24 protein-coding genes and 1 pseudogene are annotated in these 19022 nt (G+C 74.2%); 12 read left to right on the plus strand and 13 right to left on the minus strand.

Annotation, left to right across the window (positions count from 1 at the left end; translation table 11 throughout):
- Positions 1-115 precede the first annotated feature (115 nt).
- A complete protein-coding gene (locus ABD352_RS55720; protein WP_344620821.1) occupies positions 116-643 on the minus strand; it encodes a helix-turn-helix domain-containing protein in 528 nt (175 codons plus the stop codon).
- 67 nt (positions 644-710) lie between these two features.
- Here ABD352_RS55720 and ABD352_RS55725 point away from each other — a divergent pair, with 67 nt between their 5' ends.
- Both ABD352_RS55725 and ABD352_RS55730 read left to right on the plus strand, forming a co-directional pair.
- Positions 711-1058: a hypothetical protein gene (locus tag ABD352_RS55725; RefSeq protein WP_344620822.1), complete on the plus strand. Its 348-nt coding sequence runs from the start codon at positions 711-713 to the stop codon at positions 1056-1058.
- Complete coding sequence (locus ABD352_RS55730) at positions 1055-2008, plus strand: alpha/beta hydrolase (protein ID WP_344620823.1); 954 nt, start codon at positions 1055-1057, stop codon at positions 2006-2008. Before ABD352_RS55725 ends, ABD352_RS55730 begins: the two co-directional genes overlap by 4 nt.
- 250 nt (positions 2009-2258) lie before the next feature.
- Here the strand turns inward: ABD352_RS55730 and ABD352_RS55735 are convergent, their stop codons facing one another.
- Positions 2259-2408: a hypothetical protein gene (locus ABD352_RS55735; protein WP_344620824.1), complete on the minus strand. Its 150-nt coding sequence runs from the start codon at positions 2406-2408 to the stop codon at positions 2259-2261.
- 58 nt (positions 2409-2466) lie between these two features.
- On the opposite strand from ABD352_RS55735, the gene ABD352_RS55740 reads away from it, so the two are divergent.
- Positions 2467-3864, plus strand: coding sequence for an NAD(P)/FAD-dependent oxidoreductase (locus tag ABD352_RS55740; RefSeq protein ID WP_344620825.1), 1398 nt, complete (start codon positions 2467-2469; stop codon positions 3862-3864).
- 9 nt (positions 3865-3873) lie between these two features.
- Here the strand turns inward: ABD352_RS55740 and ABD352_RS55745 are convergent, their stop codons facing one another.
- Positions 3874-4329: a hypothetical protein gene (locus tag ABD352_RS55745; protein ID WP_344620826.1), complete on the minus strand. Its 456-nt coding sequence runs from the start codon at positions 4327-4329 to the stop codon at positions 3874-3876.
- An 85-nt stretch (positions 4330-4414) separates the two neighbouring features.
- On the opposite strand from ABD352_RS55745, the gene ABD352_RS55750 reads away from it, so the two are divergent.
- Positions 4415-5569 (plus strand): MFS transporter, encoded by a 1155-nt coding sequence (locus ABD352_RS55750; protein ID WP_344620827.1) that lies wholly within the window; start codon positions 4415-4417, stop codon positions 5567-5569.
- Positions 5570-5574: 5 nt separating this feature from the next.
- On the opposite strand, the gene ABD352_RS55755 is transcribed toward ABD352_RS55750, so the two are convergent.
- Positions 5575-6699: a hypothetical protein gene (locus tag ABD352_RS55755; protein WP_344620828.1), complete on the minus strand. Its 1125-nt coding sequence runs from the start codon at positions 6697-6699 to the stop codon at positions 5575-5577.
- Between the two features lie 330 nt (positions 6700-7029).
- Here ABD352_RS55755 and ABD352_RS55760 point away from each other — a divergent pair, with 330 nt between their 5' ends.
- Positions 7030-7611, plus strand: a complete 582-nt coding sequence (locus ABD352_RS55760; RefSeq protein WP_344620829.1) for a dihydrofolate reductase family protein — start codon at positions 7030-7032, stop codon at positions 7609-7611.
- On the opposite strand, the gene ABD352_RS55765 is transcribed toward ABD352_RS55760, so the two are convergent.
- The 5 genes and pseudogenes from ABD352_RS55765 to ABD352_RS55785 form a co-directional block, all read right to left on the minus strand.
- The gene (locus ABD352_RS55765) at positions 7586-8374 is read right to left on the minus strand and encodes an alpha/beta fold hydrolase (protein ID WP_344620830.1); all 789 of its coding nucleotides are present in this window, start codon (positions 8372-8374) and stop codon (positions 7586-7588) included. The two genes, ABD352_RS55760 and ABD352_RS55765, sit on opposite strands and share 26 nt — an antisense overlap.
- A gap of 36 nt (positions 8375-8410) precedes the next feature.
- A complete protein-coding gene (locus ABD352_RS55770) occupies positions 8411-8590 on the minus strand; it encodes a sigma-70 family RNA polymerase sigma factor (RefSeq protein WP_344620923.1) in 180 nt (59 codons plus the stop codon).
- Between the two features lie 79 nt (positions 8591-8669).
- A pseudogene (locus tag ABD352_RS55775) lies at positions 8670-8864 on the minus strand (YciI family protein); the annotation flags it as partial.
- A 26-nt stretch (positions 8865-8890) separates the two neighbouring features.
- Complete coding sequence (locus ABD352_RS55780; RefSeq protein WP_344620831.1) at positions 8891-10201, minus strand: condensation domain-containing protein; 1311 nt, start codon at positions 10199-10201, stop codon at positions 8891-8893.
- 36 nt (positions 10202-10237) lie between these two features.
- A complete protein-coding gene (locus ABD352_RS55785) occupies positions 10238-10648 on the minus strand; it encodes a DUF2000 family protein (protein WP_344620832.1) in 411 nt (136 codons plus the stop codon).
- A gap of 48 nt (positions 10649-10696) precedes the next feature.
- Here ABD352_RS55785 and ABD352_RS55790 point away from each other — a divergent pair, with 48 nt between their 5' ends.
- A complete protein-coding gene (locus tag ABD352_RS55790; protein WP_344620833.1) occupies positions 10697-11500 on the plus strand; it encodes a helix-turn-helix transcriptional regulator in 804 nt (267 codons plus the stop codon).
- On the opposite strand, the gene ABD352_RS55795 is transcribed toward ABD352_RS55790, so the two are convergent.
- On the minus strand, positions 11493-12377 hold the full coding sequence (locus ABD352_RS55795) for a helix-turn-helix domain-containing protein (protein WP_425554007.1): 885 nt from the start codon (positions 12375-12377) through the stop codon (positions 11493-11495). The two genes, ABD352_RS55790 and ABD352_RS55795, sit on opposite strands and share 8 nt — an antisense overlap.
- 130 nt (positions 12378-12507) lie before the next feature.
- Entirely contained in the window at positions 12508-12750 is a 243-nt protein-coding gene (locus ABD352_RS55800; protein WP_344620835.1) for a DUF397 domain-containing protein, read from the minus strand.
- Positions 12751-12957: 207 nt separating this feature from the next.
- Here ABD352_RS55800 and ABD352_RS55805 point away from each other — a divergent pair, with 207 nt between their 5' ends.
- From ABD352_RS55805 to ABD352_RS55815, 3 genes are read left to right on the plus strand one after another with little or no spacing between them, the layout of a single operon-like run.
- On the plus strand, positions 12958-13692 hold the full coding sequence (locus tag ABD352_RS55805; protein WP_344620836.1) for a GGDEF domain-containing protein: 735 nt from the start codon (positions 12958-12960) through the stop codon (positions 13690-13692).
- A 9-nt stretch (positions 13693-13701) separates the two neighbouring features.
- The gene (locus ABD352_RS55810) at positions 13702-13905 is read left to right on the plus strand and encodes a hypothetical protein (RefSeq protein ID WP_344620837.1); all 204 of its coding nucleotides are present in this window, start codon (positions 13702-13704) and stop codon (positions 13903-13905) included.
- Entirely contained in the window at positions 13902-14336 is a 435-nt protein-coding gene (locus tag ABD352_RS55815; protein ID WP_344620838.1) for a hypothetical protein, read from the plus strand. Before ABD352_RS55810 ends, ABD352_RS55815 begins: the two co-directional genes overlap by 4 nt.
- Here ABD352_RS55815 and ABD352_RS55820 read toward each other — a convergent pair.
- Positions 14257-15009 carry an endonuclease/exonuclease/phosphatase family protein gene (locus ABD352_RS55820; protein WP_344620839.1) on the minus strand — a complete coding sequence of 251 codons (753 nt, stop codon included), beginning with the start codon at positions 15007-15009 and terminating at the stop codon, positions 14257-14259. The genes ABD352_RS55815 and ABD352_RS55820 overlap by 80 nt on opposite strands.
- Positions 15010-15020: 11 nt before the next feature.
- Here ABD352_RS55820 and ABD352_RS55825 point away from each other — a divergent pair, with 11 nt between their 5' ends.
- The 3 genes from ABD352_RS55825 (at position 15021) to ABD352_RS55835 (ending at position 18483) form a co-directional block, all read left to right on the plus strand.
- Positions 15021-16304, plus strand: coding sequence for an ArgE/DapE family deacylase (locus ABD352_RS55825; protein ID WP_344620840.1), 1284 nt, complete (start codon positions 15021-15023; stop codon positions 16302-16304).
- 291 nt (positions 16305-16595) lie between these two features.
- A complete protein-coding gene (locus tag ABD352_RS55830) occupies positions 16596-18101 on the plus strand; it encodes a cellulose binding domain-containing protein (protein WP_344620841.1) in 1506 nt (501 codons plus the stop codon).
- A 55-nt stretch (positions 18102-18156) separates the two neighbouring features.
- Positions 18157-18483, plus strand: a complete 327-nt coding sequence (locus ABD352_RS55835) for a PadR family transcriptional regulator (RefSeq protein ID WP_344620842.1) — start codon at positions 18157-18159, stop codon at positions 18481-18483.
- On the opposite strand, the gene ABD352_RS55840 is transcribed toward ABD352_RS55835, so the two are convergent.
- Positions 18480-18923, minus strand: coding sequence for a hypothetical protein (locus tag ABD352_RS55840; RefSeq protein ID WP_344620843.1), 444 nt, complete (start codon positions 18921-18923; stop codon positions 18480-18482). The two genes, ABD352_RS55835 and ABD352_RS55840, sit on opposite strands and share 4 nt — an antisense overlap.
- Positions 18924-19022 lie beyond the last annotated feature (99 nt).

Here is a 19022-nt window from a genome sequence, read left to right on the forward strand (position 1 = left end):
TCCTGCGCGCACCCCGCGAAGGCCCGGTTGCAACACCGGTAGCCTGGCCTCCGCGGGGCACACGCAGGAGAAATCTGGACCTCGTCTCGGCTCGACATGATCGACAGGACACGGCCTAGTCGGCGGGCATCACGATGCTCGTGAGGAGTCTCCGGGTGCGGTCCGGCCCGGGTTGTACCTCCACCCAGCGCACCAGCAGCGCCCGCAGCTCGCCCAGGAACGCCACCGTCTCCTCGTCGCTGAGGTGTAGCGCCACCTGCCGGTAGCCGACCTGGTCCGCGCCCAGGTCGATGGTGCCCCGGGCCAGGTACCGGTCGAAGTCCCCGAGTACCGTGGCGACGAACGTCGTGAACGCCTGCCGGTGCTCGTCCACGCTCATCGTCCGGGCTTCCTCGGGCGTGACCGAGGCCGCCTCCACCGCCAGCCGGTAGGTCCGCTCCACGCTGCCGCGCACCCGCCGCTCCTGCACCACCCGCAGGATTCCGGCCTCGACCAGCAGCCCCACGTGGCGGTACAGCGTCGTGGTGGCCACGTCCGGCAGCGCCTCCCCGAGCTGCGCGGTCGTCAGCTCCCGCCCGCCGAGCAGCGCCTGCACGATCCGGAACCGGACCGGATGCAGCAACAGATCCGCCGACGTCCCCACGTGGCCTCCCGCACACTCGACCGTTTCCAATGTTGACAACATTTCCAATAACGGTAGCGTAGAAAGCATGACGACCGCCACCGTGACGCCCGACCAGCTCACCATCGAGCTCACCCCGACGGAGCACGTGCTCGCCCTGCACCGCGACGTGCACATCCCCCGCGCCGCCATCACCGCCGTCGAGCTGCTCGACGACGGCTACGCCGCCGCGCACGGCCTGCGCGCCCCCGGCTACGACCTCCCGGGCCGCCGCCTGATCGGCACCATGTGGACCCGCGGCGGCCACGAGTTCGTCGCCGTCCGCGCCGGCGAGCCCGCCGTCCGCGTCACCCTGCGCGACCAGCCCTGGACCGCGGTGCTCGTCTCCGACCCCCGCGCGGCCGAGCTGGCCGCCGCGCTGCGGGCCGAGTCGTGACCACCGAGCTGCGCTTCCCCGGCCCGGACCGGGACCTCGCCGGCACCCTCACCGTGCCCACCGGCCCCGGCCCGTTCCCGGCCGCGCTGCTGCTGTCCGGCTCCGGCCCCCTCGACCGCGACAGCAACCACGCCCGGATGCGCATCGACGTCACCGCCCAGCTCGCCGCCGCCCTGACCGCGGCCGGCTTCGCCACCCTGCGCTACGACAAGCGCGGCGTCGGCGCCTCCCGCCTGCTGCGCGACGGCACCACCGAGCCCGCCGACGCCTGGAAGCGCGCCGGCCTGCACGACAACGCGGCCGATGCCTCCGCCGCCCTGTCCGCCCTGGCCGCCCGCCCCGAGGTGAACCCGCGCGCCGTGTACGTCATCGGCCACAGCGAGGGCGCCATCCTGGCCGCCGCCATCGCCGCCGCGGAACCGGCGCCCCCGGCCGGCGTCGTCCTGCTGGCCTGCGCCGCGACCCGGGGCGACGCCACGCTGCTGTGGCAGGCCGAGCGACTCCCCGCCTCGATCCCGGCCCCCGTCCGCGTAGTGCTGCGCCTGCTGCGCATCGACCTGGTGGCCAGCGTCCGCAGGAACCACGAGAAGGTCCGCCGTACCACCACCGACACGGCCCGCATCGGCGGCGCCCGGCTCAACGCCCGCTGGACCCGCGAGTTCCTCGCGCACGACCCGGCCGAGGACCTCGCCCGCCTCACCGTTCCGGTCCTCGCCATCACCGGCGCGAAGGACCTCCAGGTCAACCCGGACGACCTCGCACGCATCGCCGCCCTCGTCCCCGGCCCGTGCGAAACCTGGTGCGCGCCCGACGTCTCCCACCTGTTGCGCGTCCAGCCCGGGCCGGCCTCGCTGCGCGCGTACCGCAAGGAGCTCCGCGACCCGGTCGCCCCGGCCGTCCTGACCCGCGTCACCGACTGGCTGACCCACCAGGCCGGCCTCACCCGCTAGGCTCCACACCCGCCCAGCGCCTGGGCTTGCTCGGCTTGGCCGGCCTGCTCGGCCTGTGCCGTCGTCCTGAATAGGGGCCTGACCGGGCCTGACGACATGGCCGGCACCCAGCCCGGGGCGCTGGCCATCGCGCTTGTGTCGGCGAGCGCCGCCGACGCTCGTCGAGGCGAACGCCTCGAGCACCGTGCCTGTGAGCACTCATCTGTGGCGGGCGGGTGAGCATGATCCCGGTCGTAACAGCAACTGGGCGTCATCGGGTGGCGACTGTCAGGGCAGTGGACGCGACGGCCAGCCCGAGCCGGTCGTGGCCGGAAGCAGCCACCGTGACGTACCAGGGGATCACGGGCCGATACAGGTTCACCTCGACCGTGGTGGTGAGCCTGGCCCTCCACCACGTCACGGGGCAGCGGTTCGAGTTCAGGCCGACGTGTAAATATTTACACGTCTAACATGATCGTATGTCTGCTACTGCTCCTCAGATCTTCGCCGAGATCAGCACCGCCGCGCCGCCCGGGCCGCCGCGGATTCTGATGCGCCGCGCGGTCGTGCTCGGCGGCAGCATGGCCGGCCTCATGGCGGCCCGAGTGCTCAGCGATCACGCCGAGGAGGTGCTGATCGTCGAGCGGGACCCGACCGAGGGTGCCGGGCCGCGGCCGGGCGTGCCGCAGGGCACCCAGGTGCACGCGCTGCTCCCGGCCGGGCAGATCCAGCTGGAGCGCTGGTTCCCCGGGTTCACCGCCGACGCGATCGCCGCGGGCGCGCCCGACTTCGGCCGGCACGACGGCAAGGTGTTCATCAACGACGAGCTGCGCACGGTGCCGGACCCGCCGCCGGCCCGCCCGGTCCTCATCACCACCCGGCCGTTCCTCGAGCACCAGGTGCGCGTGCACGTGCTGGCCCGGGAGAACGTGCGCATGGTGTTCGGCCGGGCCGAGGGCCTGCTGTTGCGCGAGGGCGGGGTGCGCGGCGCCACCTACGTGCCCGAGGGCGCCGAGGAGCCGGTCGAGGTGGAGGCCGACTTCGTGGTCGACGCGATGGGCCGCTCCAGCCGGCTCGGCGACTGGCTGGAGGCGGACGGCTGGCCCCGGGCGCCGATGCGGCGGATGCCGATCAAGCTCAACTACGCCTCGGCGCTGTTCGAGCGGGACGAGTCGGTGAGCGACGCCTGGGTGGCCATCACCCAGACCACGCCGGGCCCAGGCCGGGTGCCCCGCATCGGCGGCGTGCTGTCGGTGGAGGGCGACCGCTGGCTCATGCTCGTGGCCGGGTACGACGAGGACCGCCCGTCGCGCGACACGGCCGAGTACGCCGAGCGCTGCCGCAAGTACTTCCCGTCCATGTTCGGCGACATCGCCGAGAAGGGCCGGATGATCGGCGGGGTCATCACCTACCACCAGGCCGACAGCCGCCGCCGGGACTACCACGCCGTGGACCGGCTGCCGGCCGGGCTGATCGCGGCCGGGGACGCGGTGGCGTCGTTCAATCCGGTGTACGGCCAGGGGATGACCTCGGCCATGCTGCACGCCTCGTGCCTGTCGGCGTGGCTGCAGACCGGTCCGGACGTGGCCGGGGAACCACCGCGGGCGTACTTCGACAAGGTCCGCGTCATCGTCGACGCCGCCTGGCAGATCTCGACCTTCGCCGACCTCGGCCTGCCGCACATCACCGACGGCCAGCCGCGCGGCTACAAGCTCATCCGCTGGGCCAGCGAGCTCATCACGCGCGCCTCCATGCGGGACGAGCAGACGTGCCGCCGGCTCAACAGCGTGACCGCGATGGAGACGCACCCGGCCGAGCTGGCCAAGCCGGGCGTGGTGCTGCGCGCCCTGCGCCTGCGCCTGCTCGGCCGGATCTGACGCCGTTGGTCAGCCGCAGACCTTGGCCAGCGCCGTGGTGAGCGCGGCGCTGGCCGTCACCAGGTTGGCGGTCTTGGTGCCCTCGGACTCGACGGCCTCCTTCAGGCCCGCGGCGACGGCGTCGACCGCCGGCTTCAGCGTCGGGTCGGTCACCTTGGCCGCCACCGGCTCGAACTTCGCGTTCCACTCCTTGACCAGCGCCTGGCCCTCGGCGAAGGCCGCCGCCGAGGCCGCGTTGTCCTTGCGCTGCGAGGCGTCGATGAGCTTCTTGGCGTTGTCGAGGAACTTCGGGTAGTACTCGGCGACCAGCTTCTGCAGGTCGGCACACTCCGCCGGCGCGGTGGCCGAGGGCGAGGGCGAGGCCGCCGCGCTGGACGGCGCCGCCGCCTGCGGGGCGGCCGGGTCGTCGTTGCACGCACCAAGGAGCAGCGTCGCCGCGAGGACGACAGTTGTGAGCTTCCGCATGAGCGGCCAGTCTAGGGTGCTCCGGGCGACCGCGCCGGACCGGCGCCGGGCCTGCGGGCCGGCGGCGTGAACGGTACGGTGCGGTGTGGCCGCTGATCTGCGCCGGGCCCGGTTCGCCGGCTGCCTGCTGTTCCTGCTGTTCGGGGCCGCGCTCGGCGCGTGGACCGCGCGGGTGCCGGCGGTCAAGCACCGGCTCGGCGTCGACGACTTCCATCTCAGCGTCGCCCTGCTCGGCCTGGCCGCCGGGGCGATCGCCGGCCAGATGCTGGCGGGCCGGCTCGTCGACCGCTTCGGCAGCGTCCGCGTCGCCGCCCCGACCGCGCTGGCCGAGGGCGCGCTGCTGCTGCCCGCCGCCTACGCCCCGTCGCTGCCCCTGCTCACCGCCGCGCTGCTGCTCTTCGGCCTCAACCACGGCGTGCTCAACGTCGCCATGAACGCCAACGCGCTGGGGGTCCAGCGCGCGTACGGCCGGCCGATCATCTCCTCGTTCCACGCCGTGTACAGCATCGGCGGCTTCGCCGGGGCCGCCCTCGGCGGGCTGTGCGCCCAGCTGGACCTCGACGTGCCCGGCACGTTCTTCGTCGTCTGCGCCCTGACCACGGCGATGGCCGCCCGGGCGCTGCCGTGGCTGGCCGCCGAGCCGCCCGCGGAGGCCTCCGCCCACGCCGAGGCGTCCCCCGGCCGGCTCGACGGCGTGCTGGTCCTGGGCGGCCTCGCGTTCTGCGCCCTGGTGGGCGAGGGGGCCGCGGCCGACTGGAGCGCGGTGTACCTGCGCGACAACCTCGGCGGGACCCCGGGCTTCGCCGCGGCCGGCTACGCCGCCTTCGCCGTCGCGATGACCGCCGGCCGCCTGGTCGGCGACCGGCTCACGACGCTGCTCGGGCCGATGCGGCTGGTGCGCCTGGGCGGGCTGCTCGCCGCCCTGGGCCTCGGCGTAGCCCTGCTGATCGGCGACCGGTACGCCGGGGTGGCGGGCTTCGCCTGCCTGGGGGCCGGGCTGTCCTGCGTGGCGCCGCAGGTCTTCTCGGCGGCCACCGCGCGCAACCCGGGGCGTCCGGCCCGGGCGCTGTCCGTGGCGGTGAGCATGGGCTACGCCGGGTTCCTCGCGGGGCCGGTCGCCATCGGGGCCGCCACCCGCGCGGTGTCGCTGCCGGTCGCCCTGGCCGTCCCCGCGGTCCTGGCCCTGCTGGTGGCCCTGAGCGCCGCCGCGGTGCGCGCCCCGGCCCGCCAGGAGGCCTGACCCGCCTACCAGGCCGCGCCGATCCGCTCGAGATCCGCGGCGATCAGGCCGGGCACCCCGAGCGCGCCCACGGCGTCCAGCGCGGCCGAGGTCTGCGCCGGTGCCGTCTCCAGCAGCGCCGCCAGGAGATGGGTCGTCCCGGTGCACGGGTGGTGCGCGTCCAGCGCGATGCCCTCCGCCCGCCGCTCGGCCGCGACGACCTCCCGGCTCCACAGTGGATCGTTCCACCGCCGCTCGCGCATCCGCTCCTCCACCGCCGCCAGGTCGGCCAGCTCGGCGTCGTCGCCGGCGACCCGGGCGTGACCGAGCAGCCCCTCCAACGTCGCCCCGGCCTCGGCCAGCCGCGCCCCCGCCGTGTTCGCGGCGGCGTCGCGGGCGGGCAGGCGTACGTCGTACAGCCGCACCCGTTCCTCGATGTCCACCAGCGCCACGACGGTGTGCGCGACGGTGACGATGCCGTGCCCGAGCCGCACCGCGTTGCGCCGCCGCGCCCACTCGACCTCCACCCACAGCGGGTTGTAGCGGCCGATCCGCTCCATCCGCCGGACCAGGCCGGCGCTCCACGTGCGGCGCCGATCGCGCCCGGCCCGGGCGATGAGGTCGTCGGGCCGGGGGTGGGGCAGCGCGTCCTCGGCCAGCAGCGGGTCCGCGGCCAGCCGGCCCGCGATCCGATCGCCGGTCGCCGGGAACATCCGCACGGCCCGGCACCCCGGCTCAGTCAGCATCGCCAGCACGAGGTGCGCGGCCGCGGCTCGGGTCACGCCGCCGCGCGCCGCATGGCCGAGGGCCCGGCCCAGCACGCCCCGTACCCCGTCGCTCCACTCGATCCGCCCACTCGTGCCGCGGGGCAGCCGCCCCGCGTGCCAGCCCGCCTCCCGCAGCGTCGCCTCGACCTCGGGGTGATCCTGCGCGGGCGGCGGCCCGTCCTGCGCCGAGTGCCGCATCCCGTACGACACCGGCGTCCCCAGCTCGCCCGCCACCTCGAGGAGCTTGCGTACGTCGTCCGCCTGGCACGCGAGGAGGGCGCGCAGTACGGCGTCGGTCGTCACAACCTGCCCGCCGGCCCAGTGCTGCTCGATCGCGGCCCTCATCAGCGCCGCCTGGATGCTCGCCCCGAACGTCCCCGCCACCCCGCCAGGGTCACACCCGCAAGCAACGCCCGCCGCCCCCGCGTCCGTGGGCAACGCCCGCCGCCCCCGCGTCCGTGGGCAACGTCGGCCGCCCCCGCGCCCGCGAGCAACGCCCGCCGCCCCCCACCCGCGCCCAGGCGGCCGGTTCGGTGTCGCCGGGCTACCCGCTGCCGCGGCCGGGCCGGGGCAGACGGAGGCGCAATGCGTCTGGGCTGCGGAGCAGGCTGCGGGTTCGGTGTCGCCGGGCTACCCGCTGACGCGGCCGGGGCCGGGGCAACGTGAGGCGCGGGGGACCGATGAGTCCCGGCGGGCCGGCTCGTCATGACGACCATGACCGACAACGCGAGCAACCCCGTGCAGGACACCACCCCGCAGATCGCGGCGGGCAAGGTGCTGTGGCACTTCACCATGTCCCTCGACGGGTTCGTGGCCGGGCCCGGCCACGCGATGGACTGGATGACCGGCTTCACGACCCGGCCGGGCCTGGCCGGCGAGTACGTCTCCACCACCGGCGCCGTGCTCGGCGGCCGCGACGGCTGGGACACGATCTCGCAGGCGCGGCCCTACGGCGGCGCCTGGCAGGGCCCGATCTTCATCCTGACCCACCACCCCGAGGACGCCGAGCCGGCCGCGGACGTCACGTTCCTGAGCTGCTCCCCGGCCGAGGCCGTGGCCGTCGCCCGGGAGGCCGCCAACGGAGGCAACGTCGAGGTGCTGTCCCCGACCATCGGCCGCCAGCTGCTCGACCTCGGCCTGATCGACGAGATCGACCTGCACCTCGCCCCCATCCTGCTCGGCGAGGGCATCCGCCTCTACGACAACCCGGGCCACCCGCCGATCCGGCTGCACCGCATGTGCGCCGGGGACCCGGCGTCGGCGGTGAACGTCAGATACCGCCCGGCTCGTCCCTGACCCGGTCCAGCCACTCGCCCAGGAGCGCCTCGAAGAGGGCCGGCTGCTCGAACTGCAGGTTGTGGCCGGCCACGTCCAGCACGGCGAAGGTGGCCCGCGGGTAGTGGGGCAGCAGCGGGAGCTGGTCCTGGTAGCCGGTCGAGGCGTCCTGGCGGCCGGTCAGGATCAGCGCCGGGCGGTCGTACGGCGGGCCCGACTCCGGGTCGGTGGACAGCACCCAGCGCCGGCGGATGCGGGCCATGGCCGCGTGGTCGGCGGCGGCCAGGCCCGGCTCGACGTCCTCGAGGTAGCGCCGCAGGGTCTCCGGGGTCTGCACGACCGCCATCTCGGCGTAGTCGGAGCCGGGCGGGATCGCGAGGCCGGGCTCGGCGCGCAGCACCTCGTGGGGCGGGACGTGGCGGCCGGCGTGCTCGACCTCGGTGCCGATGGGGCAGATCATGGCCAGGCCGCGGACCTGGGCGGGGCGGGCGCGGGTCAGGGCGCGGGCCAGGTAGCCGCCGTAGGACTCGCCGATGAGCAGGAAGGGCTCGTCGCCCAGGCGCTCGGTGACGAAGGCGTCGACGGCGGCCAGGACGTCGTCGGACGACGCGATCGACTCGGGCGCCGGGGTGCGGCCCATGCCGGGCAGGTCGGGGTAGAGCCGGCGGTAGCCGGGGCGCCGCGCGAACAGCGGCTCCAGGCAGCCCAGCATGAGGCGGTGGTCAGGGGTCCAGCCGTGGATGGCCAGGACGGGCGTTCCGGTCCCGTGCTCGACGAAGTACATGCCGGAATCTTCGCAGCGGGGTATGACAAAAAATCCCTAGAAGCCCGCCGGGCCCAGGCGGTCGCGCAGCGTTGCCAGGGCGCGGGCGGACTGGCTCTTCACCGTGCCGGCGCTGCAGCCCAGGGCGCGGGCGGTCTGCTCGATGGACATGTCGCAGCAGTACCGCAGCACGAGCACGGCCCGCCGGCGCGGCGGCAGCTGGTCGAGCAGGTCCATCACCGTCAAACGGTCGACGGAGGTCGGCGCACTCCAGCAGGTAGAAGCCGGTGAGGGCCTCCTTCGTCTCGGCGTACGGGCCGTCGCTGGTGAGCACGTCGCCGCCCTGCACGCGCACGGTGGTGGCGGTCGCGGTCGGGTAGAGGGCGTGGCCGCCCCGGATGACCGCGGCGGCCGCCTGGCCGAACGCGGCGTAGTCCTTCATCTCCTCCGCGTGCTCGGGCGCGGTCCAGTCGACGTCGGCGGTGTAGGTCAGCGCCACGTACAGCGTCATGGTGTTCTTCCTGGGGAAGTACGGCTTCACCCTATGGACGAACGGGCCGGGTGCGCGAAGGACACCGCGAGCGCCTCCATGTTCCACAGGATCCGCTCGGCGTCGCGCGGGGCGAGCACGGCGGTGTCGGTGTGGGCGGTGCAGCGCAGCGCGCCGGGGCTGTCCGGGTCGTCCTCGACGTCGAGGATGAGCGGCTCCAGGCCGGGGTGGTCCTGCCGGGTGATCCAGGCGAGCCGGGACGAGGGCAGCGCCGCGTCGATCTCCTCGGCGCCGGGGGAGTCCATCGGCACCGGGCCGCGCCGGTCGTTGAGGAAGCAGCCGATCTCCAGCGGCTCGCCCCGCTCGGCCGCGACCCGGTCCCGCAGGGCCCACAGGTCGCGCTGGTCGAAGTACCCGTGCTTGAACGCGGTCAGCGCGGCCCTCCGGCTGCGCTCCACGACGTCCTCGATGCCGCCCTCGCAGTCGATGAGCGCGAGGCTCGCCTGCACGGCGGTGCACACCATGCCGTCCAGCCCGGCCCGGAAGCGGTTGCTGACCAGCGGCCGCACCACGACCGGGTTGCGCCCGGCGGTCTCGTGCACCGCGGCGGCGAACACGGCCAGCAGCGTGACCGCCGGGTCGACGTCGAGCCGCGCGGTGAGCGCCCGCATGGCCAGGGGCAGCGCCGCCGAGTCGAACCGGGCCCGCCAGTACCGCGGCGAGCGCGCCACGACCGGGGAGTCGAACCGCTGCGCCGGCATGGCCCGCAGCACGGCCTCGAAGTGGCGCATCGCCCCGGCGTTCTGCCGCCGCCCGGCCGCCGAGGCCTGCCACGCCGCCTGCGCCAGGGGATCGAGGCCGGTGACCGGCGCGGACGGGCGCTCGGCGACCTCCTGCAGCATGGTGCGGGCACCGGCGGCGTCCGTGGCGAAGTGCGACACGAGGACCACCAGGTGGGACGGGACGCCGTCGCGGGTCACGATCGCGGCCCGGATCGGCCATTCGGTGGCGAAGTTCAAGGGCCGGCCGCGGTACCGCTCGGCCACCGCCTCCGGGTCGGCCCCCTCGATGAGCTCGACCTCCAGCTCGCCCGACGCGTGGACCTCCTGCTCCGGCTCGGCGCCGGGGGACAGGTGCAGGCGGGTGCGCAGCGTGACGTACCGGTGCAGATGGAACCGCAGCTCGCCGACGAGGTCGTCGACCGTCGTGCCGGGCGGCACCGGCAGCGCGCCCCCGAGCGGCATCCAGTGCCCGAGGCTCCGCACGGCGTGCCAGCTCTCGATCTGGCCCCAGGACAGCGGGCCGCGGCCGGCCCCATCGCCCTCGAACGGCACGGTGATGCGCGAGGGTCCGGCCATGTGCGCTCCTCGATTCGGGCGGGCATCCGCCGGAATCTAACCATGCAGCCGGGCGCCCTTGAGGATCTTGTCAACGGCGTTCTTCGGCCCGTGCACCGCGAGCCCGGCCAGGCTCAGGTCGGCCCTGGCCACGGACCGCACCGCGGCCCGGTTGTCGGCGTCGTTGCCGGTCTTGAACAGCTCGTCGGTGAAAACTGCACAGGCGGCGCCGCGCTGCACGGCCCGCCCGTGTGCCGCGGCGAGCACCTCGGCGCCGCCCTCGAACACGAGCACCGGCTGGCCGAGCATCGGCAGGTACCGGGTGCCGTCGGCGTCGGCGTAGTCCTCGCCGAGCAGGTCGGGCCGGGTGCCCGCGATGCCGCTGACCACGAACGCGGTGACGTTGAGCCGCTGCCAGACGGCCAGGTCGTCGCGCAGCAGCACGGCGATCTTGGTGGGGAAGTTCATGCCTCCACCCTGTGCCGGTCGCGGGCGGGTGGCTTGTACGTTGTTCGCATGGCGTCGGAGCTGGTCACGGCCTGGCGCCCGCGGGTGCCAGGCGTCGCCGAGGTCTTCCACGCCCACTTCGTCGACCACGCCTACCCGGTCCACGTGCACGACGCCTGGGCCGTGCTCATCGTCGACGACGGCGCCATCCGCTTCGACCTGGACCGCCACCACCGGGGCGCCTCGGGCGCGGCCAGCGTCACGATCCTGCCGCCGGGCGTCCCGCACGACGGCCGCGCGGCGACCACGCACGGCTTCCGCAAGCGCGTGGTGTACCTCGACGCCGCCGTCCTGCCCGCGACCCTGTCGGGCGCGGCGGTGGACGCCCCCGGCCTCGACGACCCGCTGCTGCGGCTGCGCATCCACCAGCTGCACCAGGCCCTGGACCACCCCGGCGACGAGCTGGAGGCCGAGAGCCGGCTGGCGCTGATCCGCGGCCGCCTGCGCGAGCACCTGGACCGCCATTTCGTGGCTTCGGCGGTACCGCGACCCCGGCGCCTCGCCGACGAGCTGCGCGACCTGCTGGACGCGAACACCGCGGCGGGGATCACGCTGCGCGACGCGGGCGCCCTGCTGGGCAGTCATCCCGGGCATCTCGTGCGGGCGTTCACGGCCACCTTCGGGCTGCCGCCGCACCGGTACCTCGTCAGCCGCCGCATCGACCAGGCCCGCCGCCTGCTGCTGGCCGGCCGGCGCCCGGCGGACGTGGCGGCCGAGGCCGGCTTCCACGACCAGGCCCACCTGCACCGGCACTTCAAGCGCCACCTGGGCGTGACCCCGGGCGCCTACGCGCGGCTCGGCCGGGTCAGTTGAGGTCCTTGCGGATCTCCTCCAGGACCTTGGAGGTCTCCGTCGGCGGCCGGGCCTCCACGCACAGGCGCTCCATGGCCTCGGCGTACAGGTCGACGTCGTCGCGCTTGTCGAGGTACAGCGCCGAGGTGAGCTGCTCGATGTAGACCACGTCGGGCAGGTCCTCGTCGGGGAAACGCAGGATCGTGAACGCGCCGCCCGCCGCGGCGTGCCCGCCGGCGTTGAACGGGATCACCTGCAGCCGCACGTTGGGCAGGCTGGTGTTGGCCTCCAGCAGGGCCTCGATCTGGCCGCGCATGATGTCCAGGCCACCGATCGGGCGGCGCAGCGCGGCCTCGTCGACGACCACCCACAGCCGGGGCGCGTCGGGGCGGGTCAGGACCTGCTGGCGCTGCATGCGCAGCTCGACCCGGCGCTCGATCTCGTCCTCCTTGGCCCGGCCGTGGCCGAGCAGGACGACCGAGCGGGCGTACTCCTGCGTCTGCAGCAGCCCCGGCACGAACTGCACCTCGTAGGTGCGGATCAGCGAGGCGGCCGCCTCGAGCCCGAGGTAGGACTGGAACCAGCCGGGCAGCACGTCGCCGAAGCGGTGCCACCAGCCGGGGTTGTTGGCGTCGCGGGCCAGCGCCAGCAGGCGGTTGCGCTCCTCCGGGTCGTCCACGCCGTAGAGGGTCAGCAGGTCGGCGACGTCGCGCTCCTTGAAGCCGACCCGGCCGAGCTCCATCCGGCTGATCTTCGACTCCGAGGAGCGGATCTCCCAGCCGGCGTCCTCGCGGGAGACGCCCTGGGCCTCGCGCAGGCGCCTGAGGTGCGCGCCCAGGAGCATCCGGAGGACCGTGGGGCCTCCGGACGCGCCACCTTCAGTGAGACCGGTCGTCACCGTGCTTGCCTCCGGTGTGTCGTGTGTCTTCCCGCGCGACGCCGGAGTAAGCATGCCATGACCCGACAGTAAGCGGGAGTGGGCTCGCTTCTACGGGCGGGGGGCGAGCCTGCTCGTCTTTTCGGTCTCGTTACTCACTCAACAGATTGTCGAAGTCGCCGTCACGGGCGCCGCCCAGGAACGCGGCGATCTCCTCGTACGTATAGATCAGCGCGGGCCCCTCGGGGTCGCGCGAGTTCCGCATGGCGAAGCCGGCCCCGTCGGCAAGGCGGGCCAGCTCGACACAGTTGCCGCTGGGGTTGCTGCGGCGGCTCTTCTGCCAGGTCACACCCGTCAGGTGGCCGGCCGGCATCCCGTTGTACGTCTGCTCCATCGACATCTCTCTGAGACCCTTGGTTGAAAGTTCACCAAGCGAACGGCGTCTGCACGTGCATCGGCTCTTGCGTCTGCAGCCGATAAAGCGCATGCTAGCGCATGTGCGGATGTCAGGGGTTGCTCACAGTTCGTGATCAAAACCGGACGTTCGCTCCCAAATGATCGGGCGGCTTCCCCAGCTGCGATCTATGGAGAGGACACGCGCATGGACCCCCTCGCCTTCCTGGCCGGTGTGGCCGTGGTGGCCGGGGCGTGCACGACCGTTCCTCTCTATATGCGCGCGCGCCGCGCGGAGCGGCACGCCGACCGGGCGGAGCGGCTGGCCGAACGGCTGGCCGGGGAGCTCGCCGTCGAGCGGCACGCGGCCAGTCACGACCCGCTCACCGGCCTGCCGAACCGGCGGGCCTTCTATCAGCGGGGCACCGAGCTCGTCGCGGACGGCACCCGGCACCCGCTCGTCGCCGTTGTCCTCGACGTCGACGGGTTCAAGCAGATCAACGACGCGTTCGGTCACTCGGCCGGCGACGAGGTGCTCGTGACGACCGCCCGCCGCCTGTCCGACATCGCCGGCTCGGGGCTGGTGGCGCGGCTGGGCGGCGACGAGTTCGCCGGCCTGCTCGCCGGCCGTCCCGGCAGTCCGCAGGAGCAGGCCGACCGGCTCGCGGTGGCGCTCGCCGCGCCGATGCGGCTGGGCGGCCAGGTCATCACCGTCAGCGTGTCCGTCGGACTCGTCCCCGTCGAGCCCGACGCCCACCTCGCCGACGCGATCCACCGGGCGGACGCGGCCATGTACCGCAGCAAGGGCGCCCGGCGGCGCCCGCACCACCCGGCCCCGCACCTCAGCGCGCACCAGCACGTGCTGCACACCACGCTCCGCCTCACCAGGCCCCGGCCGCCGGCGGAGATGGAGCCGTTCCACCGTCCCACCACGGCGAACTAAGGAACCGCTATGGAGCTGCCCGACCTCGTCCGCCAGCGCCGCCGGCACCAGCCGCGCCCCCGCTCCTGGCTGGCCGCGAAGCTCAAGCGCGGCGAGCTGTGCCGCGACTGCGGCCAGCCGTGGCCGTGTGACCAGTACGTGTCGGCCCGCAACTCGGTGCTCGTCTACGCCATGCGACGCCTCGAGGTCGCGCGGCCCGGGAGCCTGGGGTGACGCAGGCGCACATCCCGGGCCGGCCCACGTGGCGGTGCACGGGATGTGCCGAGCCATGGCCGTGCGCCGCGAAGCGCGGCCAGCTCGTCGCCGAGTACGCCGACAGTCCGGCGGAGCTTCGCACCCTCATGGCCCTGCGGGTGGCCGACGCCGCCGAGGATCTGCGGCAGCTCGGCGCCGAGCAGCTGTGGAGGCGCTTCATCGGCTGGCTGCCGGAGCCCGGCCAGGGCCCGATCGTCCGCTGGGTGGCCAACCCGCCGCTCGGCGGCCAGCGCCGCCAGCCCCAGCAGCGCGAGCAGATCGACCCGCGCACCTCCGGCAGCGCCGCCCAGGCCGCCGCCGCGCAGGTCTCTACGCTGCCCGGGCCACCAGCGGGTAATGATCCGAAGCGGCTTCCGCCTCCCCGCCGGTCACGACGTAGCACTCGGTGAACCGCCCGGCCACGCCCGGCGTGGCCAGCGCGTAGTCCAGGCGCATCTCGGTGAACTCGGCGCCGCCGCCGCGGGTCGTCGGCACCGTCCACGGCTGCCCGCGGCCGCACGCGTGGAACACGTCGACGAGCCCCCGCCGGGCCAGCAGCGCCGTCGCCCGCACGTCCGGCCTGTCCGTGGCGCCGTGCATGTGCCGCCGCCGGTACGGCATCGGCAGCCGCGCCAGCTCCAGCCCGTGGTCCGTGTAGGGGTCGAGGGTGTTGAGGTCCGCGAGCAGTACCGCGGGCCGGTGCCGTCGCATGAACGAGGCCAGCCATCCCGCCTCCAGCCGCCGCACCCGCCCCCAGTAGGGCGACAGGTGCGCCCCGATCACGGTCAGCGCCCCGACCGGCGTGGCCAGCCGCGCCCACACCGCCGCGTGGTGGAACGGCCGGCGCACCCGCCCGGCCCCGAGCACCCGCAGGTGCCGCGCGACCAGCAGCCCGACCGGCTGCCCCCACCGCGACCGCGCCACGAACTGCCGCATACCGGTCACCGCGCCGAGCGCCGGCTCGCCCCTGAGCTCCTGCAGCGCCACCACGTCGGGCCCGGCGCCCGCGATGACCCGGCCGATGGCCGGAAGTCTCCCGTCGCCACCGGTTTTGATGTTGTACGACATGAGCGTCAGCGTCATAGATTTCCCTCGTGAACCATGATCTGCAGCCCGCCCTCGACGCCCTGCGCGACGCCCGCGCCGAGGCGGCCGCCACCCTCACCGACCTGATCCGCATCCCCAGTGTGGGCGGCACCGCCGCGGAAAGCGAGATCGTCCACCACGTCGCCGCCCTGCTGCGCGCCGAGGGCGTCGAGCTCGACCTGTGGCAGATCCCGGTCGCCGAGCTTGCCGCGCAGCCCGGCTTCCCGGGCATGGAGGTGGACCGCGAGGAGGCCTGGGGCCTGGTCGCCCGCCTCCCCGGCCGGGACCCGGACGCCCCGAGCCTCATGCTGAACGGTCACCTGGACGTGGTCCCGCCGGGCGACCCGGGCACCTGGACCACCGACCCCTGGTCCGGCGCCGTCCACGGCGAGCACGTCTACGGCCGGGGCGCCTGCGACATGAAGGGCGGCTTCGTGTCGGCCCTCTCGGCGTTCCTGGCAATCCACCGCGGCCGGGCCACCCCGCCCGGCGACCTCCTGCTCGCCGCCGTGGTGGGCGAGGAGGACGGCGGCCTGGGCACCTACGCCGCGCTGGCCCGCGGCTGGCGCGCCGACGCCTGCGTCATCACCGAGCCCACCGCGCTCGACGTCCTGGCCGCCAACGGCGGCGCCCTGACCTTCCGCCTGCGCGTCCCCGGCCGGGCCGCCCACGCCTGCGCCCGCACCTCCGGCGTGAGCGCGGTCGAGAAGTTCCAGCTGATCTTCCCGGTCCTGCGCGCCCTGGAGGCCTCCCGCAACGCCTCCGTCGACCCGATGATGTCGCGCTGGGACATCGCCTACCCGCTGGAGATCGGCACCGTCCGCTCCGGCGACTGGGCCTCCACCGTCCCCGACCTCCTGGTCGCCGAGGGCCGCTTCGGCGTGGCCCTGGACGAGCCGGTGGCCGACGCCCGGGCCGCCTTCGAGGCCACGGTGGCCGAGGCCTGCGCCGCCGACCCGTGGCTGAAGGAGCACCCGGTCACGGTCGAGTGGTGGGGCGGCCAGTTCGCCTCGGGCCGCTGCCCCTCCGGCAGCACGCTGGTCCGCCGCCTCCTGGACACCCACGTCGAGGCCCACGGCACCCAGCCGCCCGCGGTCGTCGGCGCCCCGTACGGCTCCGACCTGCGCCTGCTCACCGCCGCCGGCATCCCCGCCGTCCAGTACGGCCCCGGCGAGGGCTACGGCCACTGCCCCGACGAGCGCGTCTCCCTCGCCCAGGTCCACGCCTGCGCCGAGACCCTGCTGCGCCTGTCCCTGCGGCCTCAGGCGGACAGCGTGAGCACCGCGAGGTAGCCGTCGCCGCCGGGGCGCCGCTGGGGAATCCGCCGGGACCGCCGCTGGGCATCGGGCCGGGTCCGCCGGGTGCTCCGCCCTCGCCGCCGCCCGTGGACAGGGACTCGGCCCCGGAGTACAGCCCGGCGGCGTCGCAGTGCCAGATCTCCACCATCCTGGCGCTGCAGCCAGGGACTCAGCGTAGTCGTCCGACCTCGTTCGGTAGTCAAGGGTGCGGAAGCATTGACCCGTTGCTGTTAAGACAGTTAACTAATTCCCCAGTGGAGGCCACCGCTGTGGAAGGGCTGGTCGATGCGCATCCTCCGTCTCATGCTGCCCGTCGCGGCCGCCGGCGCCGCGGCCTTCCTGGCCGTGCCGTTCGCCTCGGCCGCCTCGGCGTCGCTCACCGCGACGTTCGCGCAGACGTCGGTGTGGGGCAGTGGCTACGGCGCGTCCTACACGATCGCCAACCGGGGCGACGCCGCCGCGAACGGGTGGGTGGTCGAGTTCGACCTGCCCGCGGGGTCCACGGTCAGCAGTTCCTGGGATTCGGTACGCCAGGTCACCGGCCAGCACTACAAGTTCACGAACGCGTCATGGAACGGCGCCGTCGCGGCCGGCGCGTCCGTGTCCTTCGGGTTCAACGTGAGCGGCACCGCGGTGCCGGCAGGGTGCCTGCTGAACGCGGCGCCGTGCTCCGGCGGCGCGCCGTCGCCGCAACCGTCGGCCTCGTCGGCGTCCCCCTCGCCGTCGGCGTCCCCCTCGCCGTCCGCGTCCCCCTCGCCGTCCGCGTCCCCGTCCCGGTCGGCGTCTCCCTCGCCCTCGGTGCCGCCGTCATCCCCGCCGCCGACCAGCGGGTCCACTGTGGACGTCTCGACGGCCGCCCAGCTGAGCCAGGCGCTGACCGATGCCCGCCCCGGGCAGACCATCCGCCTCGCCCCCGGCACCTACGACGGCTCGTTCATCGCCACCACGGCCGGCACGGCGAGCGCGCCGATCACCCTCACCGGCCCGCGCACCGCGATCCTCACCAACCCGTCCCCGTCGGGCTCCGGCCCGTCGTGCCCGGCCCCGACGCCCGGCTGGGACCCGGGGTACGGCATCTGGCTCTTCAACGCCGGCTACTGGAACCTCACCGGCTTCACGGTGTTCGACGCCAAGAAGGGCGTCGTGCTCGACAACTCCCCGCACGTCACGATCGACGGCCTGTACGTGCACGAGATCGGCGACGAGGGTGTCCACTTCAGACGGTCCTCTTCGGACGGTGTCATCCGCGGCTCGACGATCGAGCACACCGGCACCGTCCAGCCGGCCTACGGCGAGGGCGTCTACCTCGGCTCGGCCAACTCCAACTGGGACTGCCACGGCAACTCCGGCGGCGTCGACCGGTCCGACCGGGTGCAGGTGCTGGACAACCACATCGGCCCGTACGTGGCGGCGGAGCACATCGACGTCAAGGAGGGCACCATCGACGGGGTCATCCGCGGCAACACGTTCGACGGGCAGGGCATCGCCGGGCAGAACTCGGCCGACTCCTGGGTCGACGTCAAGGGAACCGGCTACCTCGTCCAGGGCAACACCGGCACCTTCACCGCGCCGGGCGTGTTCGCCAACGGCTACGAGACGCACAACCCCGTCGCGGGCTCGGGCTGCGGCAACGTGTGGCGGGACAACGTCTCCGATCTGGGTGGCGCCGGGAAGTACGCCGTCAACGTCACCTCCACCTCGAAGTGCGCGGGCAATCTCAACGTCGTCTACGCCTCCAACACCGTGCGCAACGCCACGGGCGGCCTGACCAACATCGCGGTGACCCCGTGAGTGCATGGCCGATCGGTTGATTGTATATATCGATGGTCTTTATATAGTGATGGGTATGACTGGCTTACCGTTACGCGAACCGACGTTCCTGGTCCTGACCGCCCTCGCGGCCGAGGCCCAGCACGGGTACAGCGTGCTGGACGACGTGCGCCGCATCTCCGAGGGCAGGGTGCGCCTGCAGGCGGGCACCCTGTACGGCATCCTGGACCGGCTGCGCGCCGACGGCCTGATCGTGGTGGACCGTGAGGAGGTCGTCGCGTCGCGGCTGCGCCGCTACTACCGCCTCACCGAGGTCGGGCGCGAACTGCTCAGCGCCGAGACGATCCGCCTGCACCGCAACGCGGCCGCGGCCGAGCGGCGGCTGCGCGAGGCGGCCGCCTAGGCCTTCGCGGCCCGTTCGATGCGGTCCAGCGCGGCGTTGCGCGGAGCGTACCGATGCAGCAGGTTGCGCTGGCCGGCCGCGAGGATGGCCGCCACCACCGGGGTCTCCGCCCGGCGGATCTCGAGGTCGGCCTCCTCGGCCGCGTCCAGCGCCAGCCGTGCGGCGGCCGGCCCGGGCAGCGCCTGCCAGCTCGGCAGCAGCGTGTGGTTGATGGCGTCGTCGTACCAGCCGGGCATGCTCGGCGGCGGCAGCTGCCCCTCGCGCCAGCGGTGCACGAGCGTCCGGGCCCAGCGGTCCCAGAAGGCGAGCTCGGCGAGCACGGTCGCCGCCGTCCAGCCCGCCGCGACGGGCGCCCGGAGGCCCTCGTCGCCGAGCGCGTCGATGAGTGCGGTCAGGCGCTGCCGCGCGGCGGCGTTCTCGTCCATGGGTACGCGTTCCACCCCCTCCACGCTAAGGGCATCCGCCGCGCCGCGCATGATCATCGCGTACCGAATGCCGTGCCCGATTCCCGCCAGCTTTCGGCCGTCCGGGCCCGCACG

This window comes from Dactylosporangium salmoneum, from assembly GCF_039532525.1.
In the GTDB taxonomy this organism is placed as follows: Bacteria; Actinomycetota; Actinomycetes; order Mycobacteriales; family Micromonosporaceae; genus Dactylosporangium; species Dactylosporangium salmoneum.

What these genes read in the sequence shown, in the direction of transcription:
- ABD352_RS55760 (WP_344620829.1), top strand. Translation starts at nt 7,030, where the DNA reads ATGACCGACAACGCGAGCAACCCCGTGCAGGACACCACCCCGCAGATC.
- ABD352_RS55835 (WP_344620842.1), top strand. Translation starts at nt 18,157, where the DNA reads ATGACTGGCTTACCGTTACGCGAACCGACGTTCCTGGTCCTGACCGCC.
- ABD352_RS55740 (WP_344620825.1), top strand. Translation starts at nt 2,467, where the DNA reads ATGTCTGCTACTGCTCCTCAGATCTTCGCCGAGATCAGCACCGCCGCG.
- ABD352_RS55820 (WP_344620839.1), bottom strand. Translation starts at nt 15,009, where the DNA reads ATGACGCTGACGCTCATGTCGTACAACATCAAAACCGGTGGCGACGGG.
- ABD352_RS55780 (WP_344620831.1), bottom strand. Translation starts at nt 10,201, where the DNA reads ATGGCCGGACCCTCGCGCATCACCGTGCCGTTCGAGGGCGATGGGGCC.
- ABD352_RS55810 (WP_344620837.1), top strand. Translation starts at nt 13,702, where the DNA reads ATGGAGCTGCCCGACCTCGTCCGCCAGCGCCGCCGGCACCAGCCGCGC.
- ABD352_RS55770 (WP_344620923.1), bottom strand. Translation starts at nt 8,590, where the DNA reads ATGGACCTGCTCGACCAGCTGCCGCCGCGCCGGCGGGCCGTGCTCGTG.
- ABD352_RS55785 (WP_344620832.1), bottom strand. Translation starts at nt 10,648, where the DNA reads ATGAACTTCCCCACCAAGATCGCCGTGCTGCTGCGCGACGACCTGGCC.
- ABD352_RS55790 (WP_344620833.1), top strand. Translation starts at nt 10,697, where the DNA reads ATGGCGTCGGAGCTGGTCACGGCCTGGCGCCCGCGGGTGCCAGGCGTC.
- ABD352_RS55745 (WP_344620826.1), bottom strand. Translation starts at nt 4,329, where the DNA reads ATGCGGAAGCTCACAACTGTCGTCCTCGCGGCGACGCTGCTCCTTGGT.
- ABD352_RS55805 (WP_344620836.1), top strand. Translation starts at nt 12,958, where the DNA reads ATGGACCCCCTCGCCTTCCTGGCCGGTGTGGCCGTGGTGGCCGGGGCG.
- ABD352_RS55765 (WP_344620830.1), bottom strand. Translation starts at nt 8,374, where the DNA reads ATGTACTTCGTCGAGCACGGGACCGGAACGCCCGTCCTGGCCATCCAC.
- ABD352_RS55830 (WP_344620841.1), top strand. Translation starts at nt 16,596, where the DNA reads ATGCGCATCCTCCGTCTCATGCTGCCCGTCGCGGCCGCCGGCGCCGCG.
- ABD352_RS55800 (WP_344620835.1), bottom strand. Translation starts at nt 12,750, where the DNA reads ATGGAGCAGACGTACAACGGGATGCCGGCCGGCCACCTGACGGGTGTG.
- ABD352_RS55725 (WP_344620822.1), top strand. Translation starts at nt 711, where the DNA reads ATGACGACCGCCACCGTGACGCCCGACCAGCTCACCATCGAGCTCACC.